Here is a 20998-nt window from a genome sequence, read left to right as displayed (position 1 = left end):
ATTTCATTTCTTAGCTTTAAGGCATGAGAAAACTCTTTGTGTTGTGTTTGCTATCAATGAGGCTAAAAGCTATCGCACAAAAAACACCCTTCGAATTAAGCGGAAAAACCGAAACCGCAACTTATACTGAAGCAATATCTTATTACGAAAACCTGGCTAAAACTTACCCCGAAGCCAAACTATTAACCTACGGGGATACAGATTTTGGAAAACCTTTACACCTATTGGTTTTATCACGAGATCAGGTTTTCGATCCAGCACAGATCAGAAAGCAAAATAAAAGAATCTTATTGATCAACAATGGGATTCATCCAGGCGAACCAGAGGGTATAGATGCATCGATGATGTTGGCCCGCGATCTGCTTAAAGCTGGTAAACTGCCAAAAGACGTGGTGATATGCATCATTCCACTCTACAATATAGATGGCAGTTTTAACCGTAGCGGAACTTCGAGAGCGAACCAGAATGGCCCGGTTGCCTATGGTTTTAGGGGAAATGGTAAAAACCTGGATCTGAACCGTGATTTTATTAAAACCGATTCGAAAAATTCAGCAACATTTCAACTTATTTTTAACACATGGCAACCCGAAATATTTGTAGATACCCATACCAGCAATGGTGCCGATTATCAATATGTGATGACGCTTATCCCGACGCAAAAAGATAAGCTAAACCCAATCCTTTCTGATTATTTAACCAAAACTTTGGTGCCTGATTTATATACCGGTATGGAAAAACTGGGTTATCCAATGATTCCTTATGTAAACTCAATGGGCGAAACTCCGGAAACCGGGATAACAGGCTTTATCGAATCGCCCCGTTACTCTACTGGTTATACCACGCTGCACAACACCATCGGTTTTATGCCTGAAACTCATATGTTGAAATCGTACGATCTGCGTGTGGATGCCACTTATAAGCTTTTGCAAACCTATATTGAGGTTGTAGAACGAGATGCAAAAATTATTGGAGAGAATAAGCGAAAGGCCGACGAATTTGTAGCTGCGCAAAAAGAATTTCCTTTAGAATGGAGGCTGGATAAAACCAAGGTAAACGATCTGACCTTTAAAGGTTTCGAGGCAGGGCAAAAACCAAGCATGGTAAGCGGCGCTGATCGTTTATATTACGACCGCAGTAAACCCTACACCAAAACCATTAAAGAATGGAATAAGTTCGAGCCCGCAGTTTCCGTTCAAAAACCGGTTGCCTACATCATTCCTAAAGCCTGGGAGCATGTAATTGCCTTGCTTAAACTGAACAATGTTAAAATCAGCGAGCTTAAGGCCAATCAGAAAATTGCGGTAGAAAGTTATTATATCGGCGATTTTAAAACCGGGACTCGCCCGTATGAAGGGCATTACCTGCACTCGGGCGTAAAAGTGAATGCAGTTAAGCAAAACCTGCAATATTATGCAGGTGATTTTGTGATATATGTTAACCAGCCGAGTAACCGGTATATTGTGGAAACATTAGAACCTCAGGCTACTGATTCTTACTTCAACTGGAATTTTTTCGATTCTATTCTGGATATGAAAGAGCATTATTCAGCTTATGTTTTTGAAGATACAGCTACAGAACTGTTAAAAAATAACCCTGAACTAAAAAGTAAACTGGAAGCAAAAAAAGCTTCAGACACCGAATTTGCGAAGAATGCAGCTGCACAACTTGATTTTGTGTATAAAAATTCTGATTATTACGAAAAAACACACAATAGATATCCGGTAGCACGTTTGATTACAGACGTAAAACTTGATTTAAAATAGCCACAATGGAATACTTCAATATCGCACCGGTTGCATCCTTAATTTTCGTTTTTACCATTATTACCAGCCTTTATGCTTTCTATGATCATTCGCTTTATGGAAAGTTTATGCTGCATCCCTTTAGTGTTTCGAAAGGACAGAATGTATATACATTAATTACGAGCGGACTGGTTCATGCCGATTGGATGCACCTATTTTTTAATATGTTTACTTTCTATGCTTTTGCCTTTACGCTGGAAAGATTAATGGGGAGCTGGCAGTTTGGATTACTTTATTTTCTAGGGTTGGTGCTGAGTGATCTACCTACCGTGATTAAACATAAAGATCATTTTAACTACAATAGCCTCGGTGCTTCAGGAGCGATTAGTGCGGTGCTTTTTAGCTATATTCTGTTTAATCCAATGTCTAAAATTTACATCATGTTTATCCCAATCGGGATTCCTGCTGTAGTTTTTGGGATTTTGTATTTAATTTATTGTGCTTATGCTTCCCGCAATTCCAGAGATCATATCAACCACGATGCACACTTTTTCGGCGCCTTAACCGGATTGATTTTTACAATCATTTTTGTTCCTGGTATTTTACAGAACTTTATTGCGATGTTAACTGGAGGGCGATAGTATTCATGATAAAGAATCGTCATTCCTGTGAATACGGGAATCCTAATGAAAAATGCTGTATGTTTTTTCCGCTTTAAGATACCCAGTCAAGCTGGGTATGACGAAATACAGAAGAGATTACCCCGCATTTGGCAAAAAAGGCTTCTCGAAGAAACTCATCGGCTCATCAGGATTTTTAATAATCTCGAATACCACATATCCCCAGGGTTTCCAGAAATTTTCCAGTACCTGTGCATATACCTTATTTTGCCAAACATCGAAAAGCGGTTTGGTCATGTTTCCGCGTAAAGGCATAGCCTCGATATAAGTGGTTCCTTCTACAGGCATAAAAGTATATTCGGGCAGGCGGTTAAACAGATAGGCAGAATAATAAAAACGGGCGCTCAGCTCTTCAAACTGTTCGGCGGTTAAAGCTTTTCCTTTTATTTCGTTGATGATATCCTGATGGTAACGTTTATTGGTGCCGTTATCCTGTAAACAGGCGATGATACCAAAATCTTTCATTTTTAAAGAGAAGGTTAAGGTATTGATCTCATCACGGAAACTGAATGGTGTTTCTCCGTTTTCTAATTTCACTACTGTGATAGACCAAGGCGAAAAATCTTCAAACTCCAAACTGGTATAGAGGTTCTGCATCATGAAATTCAGATTGGCAAATTTCATCATCAACGATTGCGACATATTTAAACCCTCAGCAGTCATTTCTTTGCGCAAAGCCGAATGCATTTCGATGTACACAAAGCCATATAAAAACTTGCCTATCCAGTTAAAAAGATCCAGTTCCGGTAATGTAGAAACAGCATCATAGCCTTTAGCAAAGGCCGCTTCGATCTTAGCTTCCAGGGGATTTAAAAACTGTTCATTTACCTCGGTGTTTACCGGAATAACCAAAGTGTTATACGAACGGATACTCTCATCCAAAAACTGGATCTGTTCTTCGCCGCTTAAACCCGCCTGTTCCAATAACCATTTTGGAATTAAGGGAACCTGCACAACAGGCGAATGAAAGGTTTTGCCACTTAAGAAGCAGATTTTGTATAAAAAATCGAAGTTTTGGAAAGGATTGTATAAGCCAGTATTCATTACTGCAATATTAGCCATTATATTTTTAGGGCTTTGCACCGATAATTTATTTTAACGCAGGGATTACAACCACCTCACCCTGTTAGCGGCGGTAGTGTAGCAATGTCCACCGTTTCCCTCTCCCACAGGAGAGGGATGCACAGGTTTGTGTAAAGCAGTTCCTTAAACAGGGTGAGGTATTTAGTAATTATTATAATAATAGCTTATATCTTCAACTAATTGGTTGTAAATGGGTTTGGTAAATTCTAAAAATAAAGCACTTGGCGGCGGGGGCAATTGTTCCCTCCTTCTGGTAATGGCCAATTGTTGTTTGCTTAGGGCCCTATCATCGCCTTTATAACTGGCCCAGCTATCACGCCAAACATAGGTTCCAGGGAATTTTTGTTGATGCACCAGCTTTTTTGTATTCCAGTCGGTAATACTCATATCCAATAATCCAGATGATGATATATTCTTTTCAAAAATACTTAAGGTGGCCTTTACAGTACCGTAAACAGGTTTTTTATCTCGGGTTTCACCGATTACTACACTGTCGCGTTTTAACTTTTCTACCCGTTCTTTTACATAGGTTTGGCCCACCACAAAATCATCAAAATTTAAGCTCAATACCTGATCGGGAACAATTTTTTGATCGGTAGCCTGGGCCTCGCCATAAAAAATTACAAACTTATTTCTCGAGTAATTTCCAATAAACTGATCGATTTGCTGTTGAAAATAATCGGCGCTTAATTTATACATGCTACTGTTTACTATAATTGGCTGCACCACAACCCTGGTTACTGCTGCCCAATAGGCATCGTTCATTTTAGCCTTAACATCTTTATAATTGGCCTGAAGATTTTGTGTTTTCTCGAACTCGTAATAGGCTTTTTTTGCCGATTGGCGGTTATTTTCTCTTAAATAACCTAGGCCCGAATTATATCGTGCTTCAGCGGCATTATACTTACTATCAGCAAGTTCATTGATGTACTTTGAAGGCTTTGGAACAATGGTTAAACAGGCAGGACAGCTATTAATATCATCGGCCAATTGATTGATTTTTTGATAATCGTACATCACCGATTCCCACCTGAATAAATCGTTAGACATTTTAGCCTCTTCAATTTTTCGCAAATGGTCTTGCAGCGCTAAATCATATGCCGTTTTTAGCACCTCCATGGCTTCGCTATTTTTGGGCGAGTTTTGCAGCCTGCTTACTGCCTTAGCAACCGAAGCATCATAATCACCTTTTTGTAAGGCTTTTTTTCCTGTGGTACATCCCCCAATAATTATTAAGGATAAATAAAATACCGTAATCTTGAATTGTTTTTCATGGCAGTGGTAGTTGCGTTAATAAAACAAAGATAATTTGTAAAGCGATAATTACCTTATTTATTTAGAAGACGATTGATAATGAAAATTAGTTGCAGGCAATTTGAATTAGAATTAAAACATCCTTTTTCGATTTCGAAATTTACACGTACCAGCACCCCTTTAATGTTGTTAAAGATAGAACATGAGGGTGTAATAGGTTATGGTGAGGCCTCTATGGTGCCTTATATGGGCGAGAGCTACGAAAGCGCGACAGCTTTTCTTAACCTTGTAGATTGGGATAAAATCCAATATCCATTCGATTTCAAAGAAATTATTACCTACTTGGATAGCCTTGCTCTGGGCCAACCGGCCATTAAAGCGGCTATAGACATTGCCCTTAACGATATTCAAGGGAAGCTTTTAAATAAACCTTGTTATGAAATTTACGGGGCAGACCCGGCTAAAATGCCGGTAACTTCTTATACCATTGGGATTGATACACCTGAGGTCATCCGCGAGAAACTGAAAGATGCCGAGGCTTTTAAAGTGATCAAAGTTAAACTGGGGAGGGATAACGATCAGGAAATTATCGAAACCATTAGGAGCATGACCAGTGTACCCTTATATGTGGATGCGAACCAGGGTTGGGCAGATAAAATTAAAGCGATTGACTTAATTTATTGGCTGCATAACCAGGGCGTGGTGTTAATCGAGCAGCCTATGGATAAAAATAACCTCGATGGAAACGCCTGGTTAACCGAACGCAGTCCGATTCCTTTATTGGCTGACGAAGCCGTACAGCGTTTAGCCGACATGGACAAACTGAAAGGCGCCTATCATGGCATTAACGTAAAACTGATGAAAAGCTGCGGCATGTACGAAGGGCATCAGATGATTTTGAAAGCCCGTTCTTTTGGGATGAAAGTGCTGATCGGTTGTATGAGCGAAACCAGTTGCGCCACTTTGGCCGCGGCTGCTTTGGCTCCTTTATGTAATTGGGCAGATTTGGATGGGCCATGGCTTACCAAGAATAACCCTTTTACCGATCCCGCTTTCGAAAACGGCAAGTATATCTTAAAAGACCTGCCAGGTTTAGGCTTAACAGGTGTTACTTCTGATCTTTTTCTTTAAAGCTTTTTCTGATGTCTTTGGTAAGTTGATACTTAAAGTAGAACAAACAAGCCGTTGTGCCTACCAAAAAACCAGCAGGAAGATATTTAGCGTTGTTATAACACCACACCAATCCGAAAATAGAAAGGATAATGGCTAAGTTGTAGAAGATATTTAAAGCGAATTTTTTACCCACTGTAGAAATGATTGGATTAGAGAATGATTGAATGACCGAATGATAAAATGAATTTTGAATAAGCATTATGCTATTAACATTCACTCATTCAAAATTCACTCATTCTATCATTAGTAAACTGGCATGCTTGGATCAAAAGCTTCTTGCCAAGCTAAAATACCGCCTTTTAAGTTATAAAGATTGTCAAATCCGTATTGTTGCTCCAACTGCATTACTGCTGCTGCGCTTCTTTTTCCACTGCGGCACTGAATAATTACCGGCTTATCTTTCGCAACCTTATCAGCCTCAATTAAAATTCCACCCAAAGGGATATTCTCCCCTTCAAGATTGGAAACCTCGTATTCGAATGTTTCACGAACATCAATCAATTGAAAATCTTCTTTGTTATCGATTTTCTCTTTTAGTTCTTGTACCGATATTTCTTTCATTTTTATTAAATGTATTTATGCAAATATAGGAAAATCAACTTTACGCTCCCCATCAAAAAAATGCCATAAAATTTTGTGCGAAACTGTAACAACTTTAACCCTTAGGCGTTTAATTATAAATAGTTACAAATGGACAAACTGAACCGTTTCTTTTGGTTTTGCTCTGGCGCTCACATCCCGACACTGGAAAAGTATCCTTCAGAACAAAATAAATATACTGGCATTGGTGCCACCATCTTTTTTACTGGCTTATTTGCAGCCCTTTCTGGGGGTTATGCCATGTATTTTGTGTTTAAGGGAGATGATCTGGCGGTAATTTTTGCCATTGTTTTCGGCTTTTTATGGGGGCAGCCATCTTTAATATGGACCGCTATATCGTATCGAGCATTAACAAAAGTGCCAGTACCAATAAACAATTATTACAGGCTACGCCGCGTATTCTATTGGCCATTATGATCGGTATGGTAATTTCGAGACCCATAGAGCTTAAAATTTTCGATAAAGAAATTAAAGAACGCCTAAAGGTGAGTTACCTAAATGGCCAGCGTGCTAAAATTGATACCCTGAACAAAGCCTTCGAGAAAAAATACCAGGTAGAATTTGGCAGGTTAAATCAACAGAAAGCCACACGGGATTCGCTTGAAAAAGGAATTAAAGCAGATAGACAGAAGCTTAATTTCGAGATTTTCGGAAACAAAACCACCGAAACATCGGGTGTAATGGGTTATGGGCCATATGCCAAACGCAAGGAAGCCGAAATTGCACAACGCACAGCAGAATTAGACTCGCTAAAAGCTAGTATCAATAAATCAGAAGCGTTTGTAGATAAGCGCAAAGAATTTGATGGCCTGTTTACCGAAAAGCTGTACACTAAGAAACAGTTAGACAGTTTATCGGATATTGCTGGTTTTGCTGATCGCAACTGGGCATTGGGGCAACTTAAATTTAATGTAGATGGTACTCGGGATAACAATACGGCAATTGCGGTTACTTTTATCGGGCTGCTGTTTATCTTTTTTGAATGTTTACCTGTGTTTGTAAAATTGATGAGCGCACACGGGCCTTATGACTATGCTATAGCGGATGGAGATGAGGTATCGATATATCATTCGAAAAAGGATAAGGATTTCCATTTTGAAGTGGCCGATAATATTCACGAAACGAGAGTCGATTCCGAGTCGTCAAAGAAGAAAGAAATTATAAAAGGCAAAGCTTACCGCGACCTCGAAAAACACGATTGGGACAGTGAGGGATAAGAAAAAGTGTAAAAGAGAAGATGGAGTAGATGGTCAGATGGTTCACAGATCAGGGCTTAAGCACTTAAACCAATAGCCATCCTACATTTTACACAATTACATCTTACATTTTTCCTAAATTGCCCTTATAATCCCGATTTTATGAAGAAATTTTTAGGTGCAGTAGCATTTGGTCTACTATCGTTTCAGGCTTTTGCCCAAAATGAGATCAGTTATACGGTTTCCTTTCCAAATGCTATCCATCATGAAGCTGAAATCAGCATGTTTATCCCCAATGTTCCAGCAGGTACCTTAAAGGTTAGAATGAGCAGGTCTTCTCCAGGTAGGTATGCTACACATGAGTTTGGAAAAAATGTGTATCACCTGAAAGCATTCGATGCATCAGGAAAACAGTTGGCCATTAAACAATCTGCCGGAGATGTTTATGAAATCCCTAGCCACGGCAACAGTGTAAAAGTAGCTTATACGCTTTTTGGAAATTGGATTGACGGAACCTACGCCGGTTTCGACGAAACACATGCACACATGAATATTCCGGCAACTTTTGCTTTTCCGGTAGGTATGGATAACAGACCACGATTGGTGAAATTCAATTATGCCGAAAAACCGGACTGGAAAGTGGCCACACAGCTTAAGCCAATGGCCAATGGTGCCTATTTTGCGCCAAATCTTCAATATTTTATGGATAGTCCTACCGAAATTGCCAATTATAAAACGGCAAGCTGGCAGGTTAAAAATACCGATGGTAAGGTTCAGACCATCCATTTAATTACGCATGCTAACGATGATCAGAAAACCATCGATAATTATGCGGAGATGCTTAAAAAAATGGTTGATGAGCATTTTGCCGTTTGGGGCGAATTCCCCACGTACGATTATGGTAATTATTATTTTCTGGATGACGTATATCCGGAGAACGCAGGCGACGGAATGGAGCACAGAAACTCTACCTCTATTGTACAACGTACGCCTAAAATAGAGGGTTATGAGTCTAGCCTCCTGGGTACTTTTTCGCACGAATATTTCCATAGCTGGAATGTAGAGCGTTTAAGGCCAAAAACCTTAGAGCCCTTCAATTTTGAACATGCCAATATGAGTGATGAACTTTGGCTGGCTGAAGGCTTTACCCAATATTATGGCAATCTGCTATTAACCAGGGCTGGTTTAAAAACTACCGACAATGCCATACAGACTTTTAACGGACTGGTAAATACTGTTTTACGCTCGCCGGGTGCAAAAAACTTTTCACCTATTGAGGCCAGTAGATATGCTGTGTTTGCCGATGCTGGTGTGGCTATCGATCAGACCAATAAAGATAATATTTTCACCTCTTATTATATCTATGGCGCTGCAACAGCCTTAGCTTTAGATCTTCGTTTAAGAACTGAATTTAAACTCAGCCTTGATGATTATATGCGTGCGCTTTGGAAAGCTTACGGCAAGCCAGAAATTGCCTATACTGTTCCTGATTTAGAGAAAACCCTCGCAACGCTGACTAAAGATCCTGCTTTTGCTGCCGATTTCTTTAAAAAATATATTTACGGTACCGAAAAGAACGATTATGCCAAACTACTTTTAAATGCAGGCCTTGTTCTGCGTAAAGCAAATCCTGGTAAAGCTTTTGCTGGCTTTGGCAAAATTAACCTGTTGGATGGGAAACTGATTTTAGGGCAAACGCTGATGGGTACGCCAGCCTATCTGGCGGGCTTAGATGTTAATAATGTATTGCTAACCATAGATGGTGTAGCATTAAAAGATATAGCTGAGGTTACTGCCGTTACTGATGCCCACAAACCCGGCGATGTGCTGAAGGTTACTTATCTTTACCGTGGAGCGCAGAAAACCACTCAATTAACCTTGATAGAAGATCCAGCCTTAGAAATTGTTCCCATTGAAAAAACAGGGGAGAATTTAACACCGGCCATGCAGACTTTTAGAGATAAATGGCTAACATCGCAGGTAAAATCTAAATAACATTAAAATACTTATTATATGAAGAAAATATTCTTTTTAACCCTTGTCGGGATGGCAAGCATGCAGCTTAAAGCGCAAAACATAGATAAAATCATCACCCGTGAATACACCGATCACCTGATTAAAACCTTAAGTGCTGATGATATGCAGGGGCGGGCAACCTTTACGCCGGGTATTGATAAAGCAGCTACGTTTATCGAATCTGAATTTAAGAAAATCGGCTTGCAGCCACTAGCTGGAGAGAAAACTTTCCGTCAAACCTTTAACAAATACCAGGTTACCAATCAAAGTACAAGCGTTAAAATAGATGGACAGGAAGTTGCCCCAGAAAATTTAATCGTTTCGGGTGTAACTTCAGAAAGTGTTACGCTCGATAAGTCGAACACCACTGTTGTTAAATTAGATCCTGAAAAGGCATTCGTGCCCCAGCTAAGGGCAATGATGGGTGCCGGAAAAAACCAGATTGTTTTGGTTGACAGTAAATTTACCGATCTGTTTAACCGCTATAGAAGTTACTTCGGTAAACCGGCAACCGTTGATGAGAAAGACATTAAAGCAACTACTAGCGCTGTGCAGGTTTTTGTTTTGGGTAAAGATGCTGCAACAGATTTTTCGGCAACATTTAAAAGCAAGGTAGATAAAATGCCTTTATTTAATGTGGCAGGTGTAATTCCAGGCAAATCAAAAGCGAAAGAAATTGTGGTTTTCTCTGGCCATTACGATCATTTAGGCTTTTTAAAAAGTGTTGATGGCGATAGCATAGCCAATGGTGCAGATGATGATGCTTCGGGTACAACCGCTATGATTGCACTGGCTAAGTATTATAAAGCGCAGAAAAACAACGCACGTACTTTAATCTTTGTTGCGTTTACTGCAGAAGAAATCGGTGGTTTCGGTGCAAAATATTTCTCAGAAAAACTAAATCCTGATGATGTAGTAGCCATGTTTAATATCGAAATGATTGGTAAGGATTCGAAATTCGGCAAGAATACCGCATTTATTACGGGTTATGAAAGATCTGATTTTGGTAAGATTTTGCAGAAAAATTTAGCCGGGACTGAATTTACTTTCCACCCAGATCCATACCCAGATCAAAACTTATTTTATAGAAGTGATAATGCAACTTTAGCTGCTTTGGGCGTTCCGGCACACACCATTAGTACCGATAAAATTGATATCGATAAATTGTACCACAGCGTGAAAGACGAATACAGTTCTTTAGACGTAGAAAATATCCTTTCTACCATCAAAGCAATCGCAAAAAGTGCAATTACCATTGTAAACGGAACGGATACACCAACGAGGATTCCGAAGTTGAAGAAATAAAAACGGTTAAACAAACCTTGCGGGTTTTTAAATGGCGTAAGCCCTCAACGAGGCAATTTAAAAACAACTTTAAGCCTAAATTAACCTGCAAGGTTTGCTAAAGAAAGGCTGTGCTAATTTGCCTTTCTTTTACTGATATCACAAAGCATATCTGAATGTATATTCAGGCCAATGTTTGTGATATTGGATAAATGTTCGCTTGCCACGAGAAAAACGATTTCGCAGATTTCCCTTTCAGAATAGTATGTTGCCATTTTTGAAAAGGTTTCGGGATTTACTTTCTTATCCTTTGCAAGTTCAGTTACATAATCTAGAGCAGCTCTTTCTGCATCGCTGAATTGCGGATTTGTTTTATACTCCCCTAAGGCGTCAAATTTGGCTTCATTCATGGCTTCTTTAATAGCAATAAACCTGCCGGTGTCTATACAGAATTCGCAGATGTTAATATGGGCTACCCGCTGTCTGATCAGTAATCGCAATTCTTTTGATAATTTCAGCTTTTTATCCAATTGATATATTTTTCCGCCTAACATGCCGAAAGCTGCCGGTAGTCTTGCCGAAAACACTTTTACGGGGGTTATTACTTTGCCAAGCTGCCTCCGGGTAAGGAAATATACAATTCTCATCATCAATCCTTTTGGATTTTCGATCGGTTGAAGAAATGGTTGTGTAATGTTCATATCTGTTTTTTTTAGTATTTACAGTATAAAACAATCAGCCCTTCAGTTATGTGACAACGAATTTAAAATCGTTATCGAAATGCGTAAGTTTATCAGGATTTATAACTGCAAAAACCTGGGAGATTTTATTTTCCTGGAGCGATAATACCTGTACGCAGATTATTTCTCCATTGATATAAATGACGATAGCCGGTTGAGATAAAATTTCGGTAAAAGAAAATGTTGGTGAGTAGTTTTTGTTGCTGAAAAGTTTTACCATAAACTGTGCAACTGCTTGTTTTCCGAAAATTGGTTTTGCTATTGCCGGGGCTTTGCCGCCGCCATCGCCAATAATAGAAATATTATCGTTAAAAATAGCAATCAATTCTTCTATCTCTCCATTACTGATAAGAGAAACAAATTTTTTGGCTACCGCGATTGATGTAGCATCTGAAATAGAATTGTGTTTGAGGTTTGCGACTTTTTCTTTTGCCCTCTTGAAAAGCTGCCTGGAATTGGCTGATGAAATATTTATTGCTTCTGCAATTTCTTTATGATCAAAATCAAATGCTTCCCTTAATACAAAAACTGCCCTTTCGGTTAGCGAAAGTTGTTCCAGTAAAAAAATCAGCTCGTAACAGAGCGAATTATGTTCTTCAAATTTAGAATGGTGGATGGTTTGTTCCCGGCCCGATACAATTGGCTCAGGCAGCCAAGATCCGGTATATGCTAATCGCTGCTCTCTTTTTTTTAAGTTTAAACAATGATTTATGGTCGTTCTAATGACATAATTTCTTTTGTCTGCAACAATTTCAGCAATTGGGCTTTCTAAAAATTTTAAGTTAATATCCTGAACTACGTCTTTTGACGTTTCATAATCACCTGTCATATCATAGGCTATTGAAAATATCAATTTATCAAAGCTCATTCTAAATACAGTTGTTAAAGTTAGATGTGTTAGTGTAACCTAACACATCTAACTTCATTATTATTATTTACTCAAATACATCGATTTATCTTTGTAAAGCTTGCGGAAGTATGGATCTTCTAAATCTTTGATGAAACGGATGGCCTCACCTGTAGATTTCATTTCAGGTCCTAATTCTTTCGCTACCTCCGGGAATTTCTCGTAAGAGAAAACCGGTTCTTTAATGGCATAACCTTTAAGGTTACGAACGATCGTAAAATCTTTCAGCTTCGCTACACCCAGCATAATTTTAGCTGCGATATTAATGTATGGAACATCGTAAGCTTTTGCAATGAAAGGAACCGTGCGGGATGCCCTAGGGTTCGCCTCGATTACATAAACTTTCTCATCCTTAATGGCGAATTGAATGTTTAATAAACCACGTACATCTAATGCTTTAGCAATTTTGATCGAGTACTCTTCCATTGCTTTAGTTACCGTTTCTGATAAGCTAAATGTAGGTAATACGGCAAATGAATCTCCTGAGTGGATACCTGCCGGCTCGATGTGTTCCATCATGCCTACAATGTGCACATCCTCACCATCAGAAATCGAATCAGATTCGGCCTCTTCTGCCCTATCTAAAAAGTGATCGATCAATACACGGTTGCCCGGTAAATCGCCCAATAATTTTACTACTGCTTTTTCCAGGTCTTCATCGTTAATTACAATGCTCATGCCCTGTCCACCCAATACATAACTCGGACGAACCAACACTGGGTAACCTACTTCGTTTGCTACAACAATTGCTTCTTCGGCATTTTCTGCAACACCATATTTTGGATAAGGAATATCTAAATCTTTCAGTAAGTCTGAGAAACGGCCGCGGTCTTCGGCAATGTCCATGTTCTCGAAAGATGTTCCGATAATTTTGATGCCTTTTTCGGTTAGTTTTTCAGCCATTTTCAAGGCTGTTTGTCCACCCAGCTGAACAATTACACCTTCAGGTTTTTCTAAATCGATAATTTCGCGAACATGTTCCCAGAAAACCGGCTCGAAATATAATTTATCGGCCATGTTAAAGTCTGTTGAAACCGTTTCAGGATTACAGTTAATCATGATGGCTTCGAAACCTGATTCTTTGGCGGCCAATAAGCCGTGTACGCAAGAGTAATCGAATTCGATGCCCTGGCCAATACGGTTAGGGCCTGAACCCAATACAATTACCTTTTTCCTGTCGGATGGAACAGATTCATTTTCCTCTTCGAAAGTAGAGTAATAGTATGGCGTTTTTGCCGGGAACTCTGCAGCGCAGGTATCAACCATTTTATATACCCTGTTTATGCCTAAAGCTTTACGGCGATCGTAAACTTCATCTTCAGTAACATTGCCTAACAACCAGGCAATCTGGATATCAGAGAAGCCTTTTTGTTTAAGGGTTACGAAGAAATCCTGAGGGATATTATTTAAAGAGTATCTTTTCAATTCAGTTTCAAGCAATACAAGCTCCTGAATCTGGTTTAAGAACCATTTGTCAATTTTGGTTACCTTACGGATCGACTCCAAAGGTACACCCATTGCCATGGCATCTTTTATTAAGAACAAACGGTTCCACGAAGCATGCTCCAAACCGTCCATAATTTCTTCAATATTACGCACCTGTCTGCCATCTGCACCTAAGCCGGCGCGGTTGATCTCTAAACTCTGACAAGCTTTTTGTAATGCTTCGATAAAAGTACGGCCAATTGCCATTACCTCACCAACCGATTTCATCTGCAGGCCAAGCTCTTTGTTCGCGCCTTTAAATTTATCGAAGTTCCAGCGAGGTACTTTAACAATTACATAATCTAAAGTAGGTTCGAAATATGCTGAAGTGGTTTTGGTAATCTGATTTTCAATTTCATCCAGGTTGTAACCGATGGCCAGTTTAGCCGCAATTTTTGCAATTGGATAACCGGTTGCTTTACTTGCCAAAGCTGATGAACGTGACACACGCGGGTTAATTTCGATGGCGATAATTTCATCGTCTACCGGGTTAACCGAAAACTGAACGTTACAACCACCGGCGAAGTTGCCGATTGCACGCATCATTTTGATCGCCTGGTTACGCATTTCCTGGTAACAACGATCGGATAGGGTCATTGCTGGGGCAACAGTGATCGAGTCTCCTGTATGGATACCCATCGGATCGAAGTTTTCGATCGAACAGATGATGATTACGTTATCATTGCTATCTCTCAACAACTCTAACTCGTATTCTTTCCAGCCTAAAACCGCTTTCTCTACCAAAACTTCGTGGGTTGGCGAAGCTTCTAAGCCACGCTTTAAAGCGGCATCGAATTCTTCTTTTTTGTGTACGAAACCACCACCAGAGCCACCTAAAGTATATGAAGGGCGGATTACCAATGGGTAACCAATTTCTTGTGCAGCTTCTTTACCTTCTAAAAATGAGTTGGCAATTCTCGATTCTGCAACACCCACACCTATATCAACCATTAATTGGCGGAAAGCTTCACGGTTTTCGGTTTTTTCAATTGCAGCAACGTCTACACCAACCACTTTTACACCGTATTTTTCCCAAACACCACGCTCTTCAGCTTCTTTACATAGGTTTAGTGCGGTTTGGCCTCCCATTGTAGGAAGTACAGCATCTATTCTAGGTAAATCTGCAGAGTCGATATGCTCTTGTAAAATAGCCTCTATTGAATCAACAGTTAGCGGGCGCAGGTAAACATGGTCGCCGATAACCTTGTCCGTCATAATAGTAGCCGGATTGGAGTTGATGATGGAAACGGTAATCCCTTCTTCTTTTAAAGAAAGTGCCGCTTGCGAACCCGAGTAATCAAATTCACAGGCTTGGCCAATAATAATTGGTCCAGATCCGATAATCAGTACTGAGCGGATGGAAGTGTCTTTAGGCATGATAAAGCTTAAACAATAATTAAAATTCTAAAGTGTTGAACCCGAAGGTGAAGAAGCAAGAAGGTTTTTTGCTTTTAGAAGGAAAATCCCAACTGTTCTGTCGGGATGCAAAGATACATCTTTAGCCCGATTTTGGGGCGTTTTTTTTAAAATAAAAAAGAGCACGATTTAGGCGCTCTTTTTAGATTTTTCTTCTGAGAAATAAGCTACTGTTGTAATTTAATTTCGCCTAAATCTGTAGTCGCGCTATCTTTTACGGCAACCTTTTCTATTACGGCATCTTTATATGGTGCATTGGCTTTTACCACAACGGTATAAACGCCTTCTTTAAGGTTAGTAAAAGTAAAAACACCTTGATTAATCTGCGCTTTCAACGTGTCTGTCGCAGCTACAAGTGAAACAGCAGAAGCCGCATCGCCTGGTGTAATTTTCCCTATTATCCCCCCCAGTTTAATATTTGTAAAGGCAATAGATCCTAAAGCAAACACAATAAGAAGGGATAGTACAACACATAACTTTTTCATAGTATAACGTTTTAGTTGTTGATGTCTTAAATAAGTAACAGCATTTAGTACAAATAGTTTTAAATAATGAACACTATTTTTCTGATTGTACTATAAATTATACACGGATGTAAAAACCAAATGTACGATTTTATTGTAAATGTTAATTATTGTTAAAAGAATTTCGTAAAAGTGGTGCTGTGAGTCAGAATTAAGTCACGAAGTTGTGATGATCGAAATATTGGCAATAATGTTGTAATAAGCAGAACATATATGCGTTTTGTATATACTTTAGACAATGATCTAAAGCTTCCTCCGCGGATTAGTTACCCGCCATGAGGATTTCTTCATAAATAGTTTGTTTGGTTTATTATCCGGTTAGAGGAGCCCTCCTCAACCGGATTTTTTCTTTTAAGGCTTTTTCTTTTACATTTGACAGTATTCAAGAAAACGTATAGTGAATAAAAATATTAAAAAGATTGCTATTGTTGGTCCGGAAAGTACGGGAAAATCTACTATATCTCAATTGCTGGCAAAATACTATAAAGTTTCGTGGGTGCCAGAGTATGCCCGTTACTATTGCGAAAACCTGGTTGCCGATTATACCCTACAAGATGAAGTGAATATGTACTATGGTCAGGTCGCTTTAGAGGATGCCATTTTAGTAACCACCGAAAGCGATTTTATTATTTGCGATACCACTTTTATTACCGTAAAGATATGGAGTGATGAAGTGCTTGGCGAAACACCAGAGATTGTGTTAGATGCCTTGCCGAAACGGCCGTACGATCTGTACTTGTTGATGGATATCGATTTACCATGGCAGGACGATCCGCTGCGCGATTTTCCGGAGAAACGAGAGTATTTTATGGAGGTTTGGCATAAAGAACTCCGCGCCTTAAATGCGAATTACAAAGTAATTGGCGGTTTGGGCGATGAAAGGGTAGCAAATGCAATTGAGGCTATTGATGATTTTCTGGCCCTGTAATTCAGGAATAAGGAAAAGTGGCATTCTTTCACTAAATTAAGTTTTTTTGGCCTGGAAACGATTGTTAGTAGCTTTTGGCAACCGGCGGGTTTAAATACAGGGGTTTGTTTCGGGGCACCAAACTTTGTAAAATAAACCCGATTGTCGGGCAGGGCTTCCGATCCTTCATCGGAACTCGTACCAGAAAGCGGGGCTGAAAAAGCCAAAAGCATAGAACCGCTCATTTCCAACTAATAATAAAATGTTTTTCTTTTTAGGAAATGAAAGGTTAGTATTTCATAGGTGCTGTAGCCCCGCCATCCGCTTTACTTCGTTGCACTCCGTGTCCGCTGCTGTCGGGTTTAGGTACAGCGGTTTGCTTCAGGGCACAGAACCTTCGTTTTCTAAACCTAAAAGGTACAAAATTCACCATTACGCAATCAGTTTTTAGAGATTTAACCCAGAAAGCATCAAAAAACACTCGAATTGCTTAAAATTTTCTACATTTGTACCATCATTAGGGGTGCCTTGTTTAAATAACACAAAAACAGGCTGAGATCATACCCATTGGCTTTGAATAATCAAATCAAAATACTCAATTTCCAAACGTCTGAAAATTGAATTTTGATCATTGGAATTTAAAGACCATGCACCTGATCCGGGTAATGCCGGCGTAGGGATTGGAGTTATGGAAGTTTAACTGAAAATCGGCAATGCCCCTTTTCCGATGAGTTTAACTAAAAACAATAAAATTGAAAAATTTACTTTTTGCAGCGCTTGTTGCAATGTTGCCCTTCTTTGTATCGGCACAGATTTCTGTTACAGGTAAGGTAACAGATCAAAATCAGCAACCTCTTCCCGGTGCTACGGTTAAATTAAGAAATCAAAAAACAGCAGTTGTAAGCGATGCTTCAGGAAATTACAGCATCACAAATCTCGTTAACGGAAAATACACGATTGTGATCAGTTATGTAGGTTTTAAAACAGTTGAAAAAGCGGTTGAACTTAAAGAGAATACTACACTGGATTTTAGCCTATCACCACAAAATTTCCTCGCAGATGAGGTAATTGTTCGTGCAACACGGGCAACAGAAAAATCGGCTACTACCTATAAGAATATTGGTAGAGAAGAAATTCAACAGAATAACTTCGGGCAGGATCTTCCTTTCATCCTTCAAAACACACCAGGAGTTGTGGTTAATTCTGATGCTGGTGCTGGCGTAGGTTACACAGGCATCCGTATCCGTGGTAGCGACAATAGCAGGATCAATGTAACGGTTAATGGTATTCCGATAAACGACAGCGAAAGTTCAGGTACGTTTTATGTAAACATGCCCGATTTTGCTTCTTCGGTAGATAACATTCAGATTCAGCGTGGTGTAGGTACTTCAACCAATGGTGCAGGTGCATTCGGTGCGAGTTTAAATATTCAGACAACTGCCAGCGAAATGGAACCTTATGCCGAAGTAAACAGCACTTACGGAAGTTTCAATACCTGGAAAAACACGATAAAGGTTGGAACAGGTTTGATTAACAATCGCTTTAGTTTTGACGGCCGCTTATCAAGAATCAGTTCGGATGGTTATGTAGACCGCGGTTCATCCTTGCTTAAATCATATTTCTTATCTGGTGCCTACCACGGAGATAAAGACCTGTTGCGTGTAAACGTTTTTTCGGGAAATGAGAAAACCTATCAATCATGGAACGGTATTCCGCAATCGCGTCTGGAAAATGACGTAGCCGGAATGAATGCCTATATCGCCAGAAATGGATTGGGTGCAGAAGATGCCGCAAACCTTTTAAATTCAGGCAGAACTTATAACAGTTTCTTATACAATAACCAAACAGATAACTATACGCAGAACCATTACCAGTTAATTTATGCCAGACAGTTTTCTGATCAGTTTTCTTTTAATGGCGCCTTACATTATACCCAAGGCCAAGGTTATTATGAAGAATACCGGGTGCAGGATAAACTGAAAAATTATGGTTTAAATCCGGTTGTTATTCCAGGCGGAACTCCGGTTACCGAAACAGATTTGATCCGCCGGCGCTGGTTGGATAACGATTTCTATGGTGTTACTTATGCCTTTAATTATGTGCCGCAGAAGAATTTAAACTTTACTTTGGGCGGTGCATATAACGAATATAAAGGCGCACACTTTGGGCAGGTGATCTGGGCGCAATATGCATCAAACGGAAATATAGACAGGCATTATTATGATAATGATGGTTTTAAAACCGATTTTAACGTTTATGGTAAAGTAAACTACAGCCCTGTTGAATCGTTAAGTTTATTTGCCGACCTGCAATATCGCAGGGTGTATTTCGATGTTGCCGGAACGGAAAATAAACTGAACACTTTGGCCATTAACGAAACCTTGAATTTCTTTAACCCGAAATTTGGGGCAATATATTTTATCAATCCACAGAGCAATGTATATGCCTCGTTTAGTGTGGCCAACAAAGAGCCTAACAGAGATGATTATACAGATGCTGCGGTAGCAGGCATCTCTCCAAAACCTGAACGTTTGAATGATGTAGAGTTAGGTTATCGATTTAAAAATGATAAATTTAATTTAGGTGCCAATGCATACGGAATGTTCTATAAAAACCAATTGGTAGTTACCGGGCAAATAAATGATGTTGGAGCCAACTATCGTCAGAACGTAGACAGAAGCTATCGTTTAGGGATTGAGGTAGATGGTTCTTATATCATTAACCAGCAATTTGTATTAAACGCCAATGCTGCGTTGAGTAGAAACAAAATCAAGAACTTTACCGAATATTATGAAGATTACGATAATGGCGGATTTGTTGTAAACAACTACAAATTGACTGATATTTCTTATTCTCCCAAAGCCGTTCTTTTTGGGGAGCTTGTTTACAAACCTGTTAGTGGTTTTGCTGTAGCCTTACAGAGCAAGTATGTAAGCAAACAATACCTGGATAATACGCAGAACAACGATAGGACCATTAACGGTTATTGGGTAAGCAATGCACGTTTAGGCTACGATTTTAAATTTGCAGGCGTTAAAAATATTAACCTGGGTTTACTGGTAAACAATATTTTCGATAAGAAATACGAAAGCAATGGTTATACCTATGGCTACCAGGCAGGTGGAAGCAGGGTAACCGAAAACTTCTTTTATCCACAGGCGGGAACCAACTTTTTGTTAAGCCTGAACGTTAAGTTTTAGAAAAGCTTAAAGCTAAAAAACAGTAAATCGTCATTGGAAGATAAACACCCAATGGCGATTTTGTTTTATATTGGCATCCTGATTTTAAAGCCATTAATTCTACCATACCAAGCATGAAATACGTAGAGAAACTTCATTACATTACGCACGATATTCCGCACCTCTCACACATTGAACAGGCACAACTGGCTTGCGAGGCTGGTGCAAAATGGATTCAGTACCGTTGTCTGAGCAAAAATGATGAAGCGCTCCTGCAGGATATTAATGCTATTGCAGAAATCTGTGATGATTGGGGTACCACCTTAATCGTTACCGATCATGTTCATTTAAATGGAAAGGCCGATATTCAGGGTTTTCATATGGAAGATATGGATGCCGATTTTATAGCGCTGCGCAAACTTGTTGGCCATGATATTACCCTTGGAGGATCGGCAAATACAGTAGAAAATTTAATCAGGCTTGCGCAGGAAGGTGCTGATTATGCTGGTTATGGTCCCTTTGCAATAACCGAAACCAAGCCCAACAAGTATAATCTCTTGGGCATAGAAGGTTATCAACAAGCAGTGAAAGAATTGAAAGCTCAGTCCATCAGCATTCCGGTATTGGCTGTGGGTGGGATAAAAACCTACAATGTAGAAGCTTTAATGCAAACCGGTATTTATGGCATAGCCGTTTCCGGAGCCATTAATTTTGCAGATGATTTTATTGAAGCCTATCAAGATTTTTACACATTAGTTAAAGAAAGCACTGTTAATTAACATTTTATAATTTGAAGCCTATAGGATAATTTT

Annotated in this window: 16 protein-coding genes and 1 pseudogene; 9 read left to right on the top strand and 8 right to left on the bottom strand. The window is 39.4% G+C overall.

The window, feature by feature from the left end; translation table 11 throughout:
* The first annotated feature begins 23 nt into the window (after positions 1-23).
* Together H9N25_RS19420 and H9N25_RS19415 are read left to right on the top strand one after the other, a co-directional pair.
* On the top strand, positions 24-1763 hold the full coding sequence (locus tag H9N25_RS19420; protein WP_190326934.1) for a M14 family metallopeptidase: 1740 nt from the start codon (positions 24-26) through the stop codon (positions 1761-1763).
* Between the two features lie 5 nt (positions 1764-1768).
* Entirely contained in the window at positions 1769-2383 is a 615-nt protein-coding gene (locus tag H9N25_RS19415) for a rhomboid family intramembrane serine protease (RefSeq protein ID WP_190326933.1), read from the top strand.
* 117 nt (positions 2384-2500) lie between these two features.
* Here H9N25_RS19415 and H9N25_RS19410 read toward each other — a convergent pair whose 3' ends face one another.
* Both H9N25_RS19410 and H9N25_RS19405 read right to left on the bottom strand, forming a co-directional pair.
* Positions 2501-3484, bottom strand: coding sequence for a hypothetical protein (locus H9N25_RS19410; RefSeq protein ID WP_190326932.1), 984 nt, complete (start codon positions 3482-3484; stop codon positions 2501-2503).
* Between the two features lie 162 nt (positions 3485-3646).
* Positions 3647-4624 carry a hypothetical protein gene (locus H9N25_RS19405; protein WP_223833443.1) on the bottom strand — a complete coding sequence of 326 codons (978 nt, stop codon included), beginning with the start codon at positions 4622-4624 and terminating at the stop codon, positions 3647-3649.
* 234 nt (positions 4625-4858) lie between these two features.
* On the opposite strand from H9N25_RS19405, the gene H9N25_RS19400 reads away from it, so the two are divergent.
* On the top strand, positions 4859-5890 hold the full coding sequence (locus H9N25_RS19400) for a dipeptide epimerase (protein ID WP_190326931.1): 1032 nt from the start codon (positions 4859-4861) through the stop codon (positions 5888-5890).
* Here H9N25_RS19400 and H9N25_RS19395 read toward each other — a convergent pair.
* Together H9N25_RS19395 and H9N25_RS19390 are read right to left on the bottom strand one after the other, a co-directional pair.
* On the bottom strand, positions 5868-6131 hold the full coding sequence (locus H9N25_RS19395; protein ID WP_223833442.1) for a DUF6358 family protein: 264 nt from the start codon (positions 6129-6131) through the stop codon (positions 5868-5870). The two genes, H9N25_RS19400 and H9N25_RS19395, sit on opposite strands and share 23 nt — an antisense overlap.
* A 44-nt stretch (positions 6132-6175) precedes the next feature.
* On the bottom strand, positions 6176-6493 hold the full coding sequence (locus tag H9N25_RS19390; protein WP_029277953.1) for a rhodanese-like domain-containing protein: 318 nt from the start codon (positions 6491-6493) through the stop codon (positions 6176-6178).
* A 129-nt stretch (positions 6494-6622) separates the two neighbouring features.
* Between H9N25_RS19390 and H9N25_RS19385 the strand changes: the two are divergent.
* The 3 genes and pseudogenes from H9N25_RS19385 (at position 6623) to H9N25_RS19375 (ending at position 11049) form a co-directional block, all read left to right on the top strand.
* Positions 6623-7749 (top strand): annotated as a pseudogene (locus H9N25_RS19385) (DUF4407 domain-containing protein).
* Positions 7750-7890: 141 nt separating this feature from the next.
* Entirely contained in the window at positions 7891-9723 is a 1833-nt protein-coding gene (locus tag H9N25_RS19380) for a M61 family metallopeptidase (RefSeq protein WP_190326930.1), read from the top strand.
* 18 nt (positions 9724-9741) lie between these two features.
* Positions 9742-11049: a M20/M25/M40 family metallo-hydrolase gene (locus tag H9N25_RS19375; RefSeq protein ID WP_167295755.1), complete on the top strand. Its 1308-nt coding sequence runs from the start codon at positions 9742-9744 to the stop codon at positions 11047-11049.
* 113 nt (positions 11050-11162) lie between these two features.
* On the opposite strand, the gene H9N25_RS19370 is transcribed toward H9N25_RS19375, so the two are convergent.
* The 4 genes from H9N25_RS19370 to H9N25_RS19355 form a co-directional block, all read right to left on the bottom strand.
* Positions 11163-11729 carry a carboxymuconolactone decarboxylase family protein gene (locus H9N25_RS19370; protein ID WP_208398970.1) on the bottom strand — a complete coding sequence of 189 codons (567 nt, stop codon included), beginning with the start codon at positions 11727-11729 and terminating at the stop codon, positions 11163-11165.
* Between the two features lie 46 nt (positions 11730-11775).
* On the bottom strand, positions 11776-12636 hold the full coding sequence (locus H9N25_RS19365; protein WP_167295754.1) for a sigma-70 family RNA polymerase sigma factor: 861 nt from the start codon (positions 12634-12636) through the stop codon (positions 11776-11778).
* 63 nt (positions 12637-12699) lie between these two features.
* Entirely contained in the window at positions 12700-15537 is a 2838-nt protein-coding gene (carB, locus tag H9N25_RS19360; protein WP_190326929.1) for a carbamoyl-phosphate synthase large subunit, read from the bottom strand.
* Positions 15538-15743: 206 nt separating this feature from the next.
* On the bottom strand, positions 15744-16061 hold the full coding sequence (locus H9N25_RS19355) for a carboxypeptidase regulatory-like domain-containing protein (protein WP_131526389.1): 318 nt from the start codon (positions 16059-16061) through the stop codon (positions 15744-15746).
* 436 nt (positions 16062-16497) lie between these two features.
* Here H9N25_RS19355 and H9N25_RS19350 point away from each other — a divergent pair, with 436 nt between their 5' ends.
* From H9N25_RS19350 to H9N25_RS19340, 3 genes are all read left to right on the top strand, one after another.
* A complete protein-coding gene (locus H9N25_RS19350) occupies positions 16498-17028 on the top strand; it encodes an AAA family ATPase (RefSeq protein WP_190326928.1) in 531 nt (176 codons plus the stop codon).
* A 731-nt stretch (positions 17029-17759) separates the two neighbouring features.
* The gene (locus H9N25_RS19345) at positions 17760-20207 is read left to right on the top strand and encodes a TonB-dependent receptor (RefSeq protein ID WP_330221056.1); all 2448 of its coding nucleotides are present in this window, start codon (positions 17760-17762) and stop codon (positions 20205-20207) included.
* A 113-nt stretch (positions 20208-20320) separates the two neighbouring features.
* Positions 20321-20965 carry a thiamine phosphate synthase gene (locus H9N25_RS19340; RefSeq protein ID WP_190326927.1) on the top strand — a complete coding sequence of 215 codons (645 nt, stop codon included), beginning with the start codon at positions 20321-20323 and terminating at the stop codon, positions 20963-20965.
* The last annotated feature ends 33 nt before the right edge of the window (positions 20966-20998 follow it).

Source organism: Pedobacter riviphilus (assembly GCF_014692875.1).
Classification (GTDB): domain Bacteria; phylum Bacteroidota; class Bacteroidia; order Sphingobacteriales; family Sphingobacteriaceae; genus Pedobacter; species Pedobacter riviphilus.
Note: the sequence above shows the minus strand (reverse complement) of the source record. Positions and strands in the feature narration are given on the sequence as shown.

Coding starts and splice junctions, on each gene's coding strand:
- H9N25_RS19420 (WP_190326934.1), top strand. CDS start 24: ATGAGAAAACTCTTTGTGTTGTGTTTGCTATCAATGAGGCTAAAAGCT.
- H9N25_RS19415 (WP_190326933.1), top strand. CDS start 1,769: ATGGAATACTTCAATATCGCACCGGTTGCATCCTTAATTTTCGTTTTT.
- H9N25_RS19410 (WP_190326932.1), bottom strand. CDS start 3,484: ATGGCTAATATTGCAGTAATGAATACTGGCTTATACAATCCTTTCCAA.
- H9N25_RS19405 (WP_223833443.1), bottom strand. CDS start 4,624: ATGGAGGTGCTAAAAACGGCATATGATTTAGCGCTGCAAGACCATTTG.
- H9N25_RS19400 (WP_190326931.1), top strand. CDS start 4,859: ATGAAAATTAGTTGCAGGCAATTTGAATTAGAATTAAAACATCCTTTT.
- H9N25_RS19395 (WP_223833442.1), bottom strand. CDS start 6,131: ATGCTTATTCAAAATTCATTTTATCATTCGGTCATTCAATCATTCTCT.
- H9N25_RS19390 (WP_029277953.1), bottom strand. CDS start 6,493: ATGAAAGAAATATCGGTACAAGAACTAAAAGAGAAAATCGATAACAAA.
- H9N25_RS19380 (WP_190326930.1), top strand. CDS start 7,891: ATGAAGAAATTTTTAGGTGCAGTAGCATTTGGTCTACTATCGTTTCAG.
- H9N25_RS19375 (WP_167295755.1), top strand. CDS start 9,742: ATGAAGAAAATATTCTTTTTAACCCTTGTCGGGATGGCAAGCATGCAG.
- H9N25_RS19370 (WP_208398970.1), bottom strand. CDS start 11,729: ATGAACATTACACAACCATTTCTTCAACCGATCGAAAATCCAAAAGGA.
- H9N25_RS19365 (WP_167295754.1), bottom strand. CDS start 12,636: ATGAGCTTTGATAAATTGATATTTTCAATAGCCTATGATATGACAGGT.
- carB (WP_190326929.1), bottom strand. CDS start 15,537: ATGCCTAAAGACACTTCCATCCGCTCAGTACTGATTATCGGATCTGGA.
- H9N25_RS19355 (WP_131526389.1), bottom strand. CDS start 16,061: ATGAAAAAGTTATGTGTTGTACTATCCCTTCTTATTGTGTTTGCTTTA.
- H9N25_RS19340 (WP_190326927.1), top strand. CDS start 20,321: ATGAAATACGTAGAGAAACTTCATTACATTACGCACGATATTCCGCAC.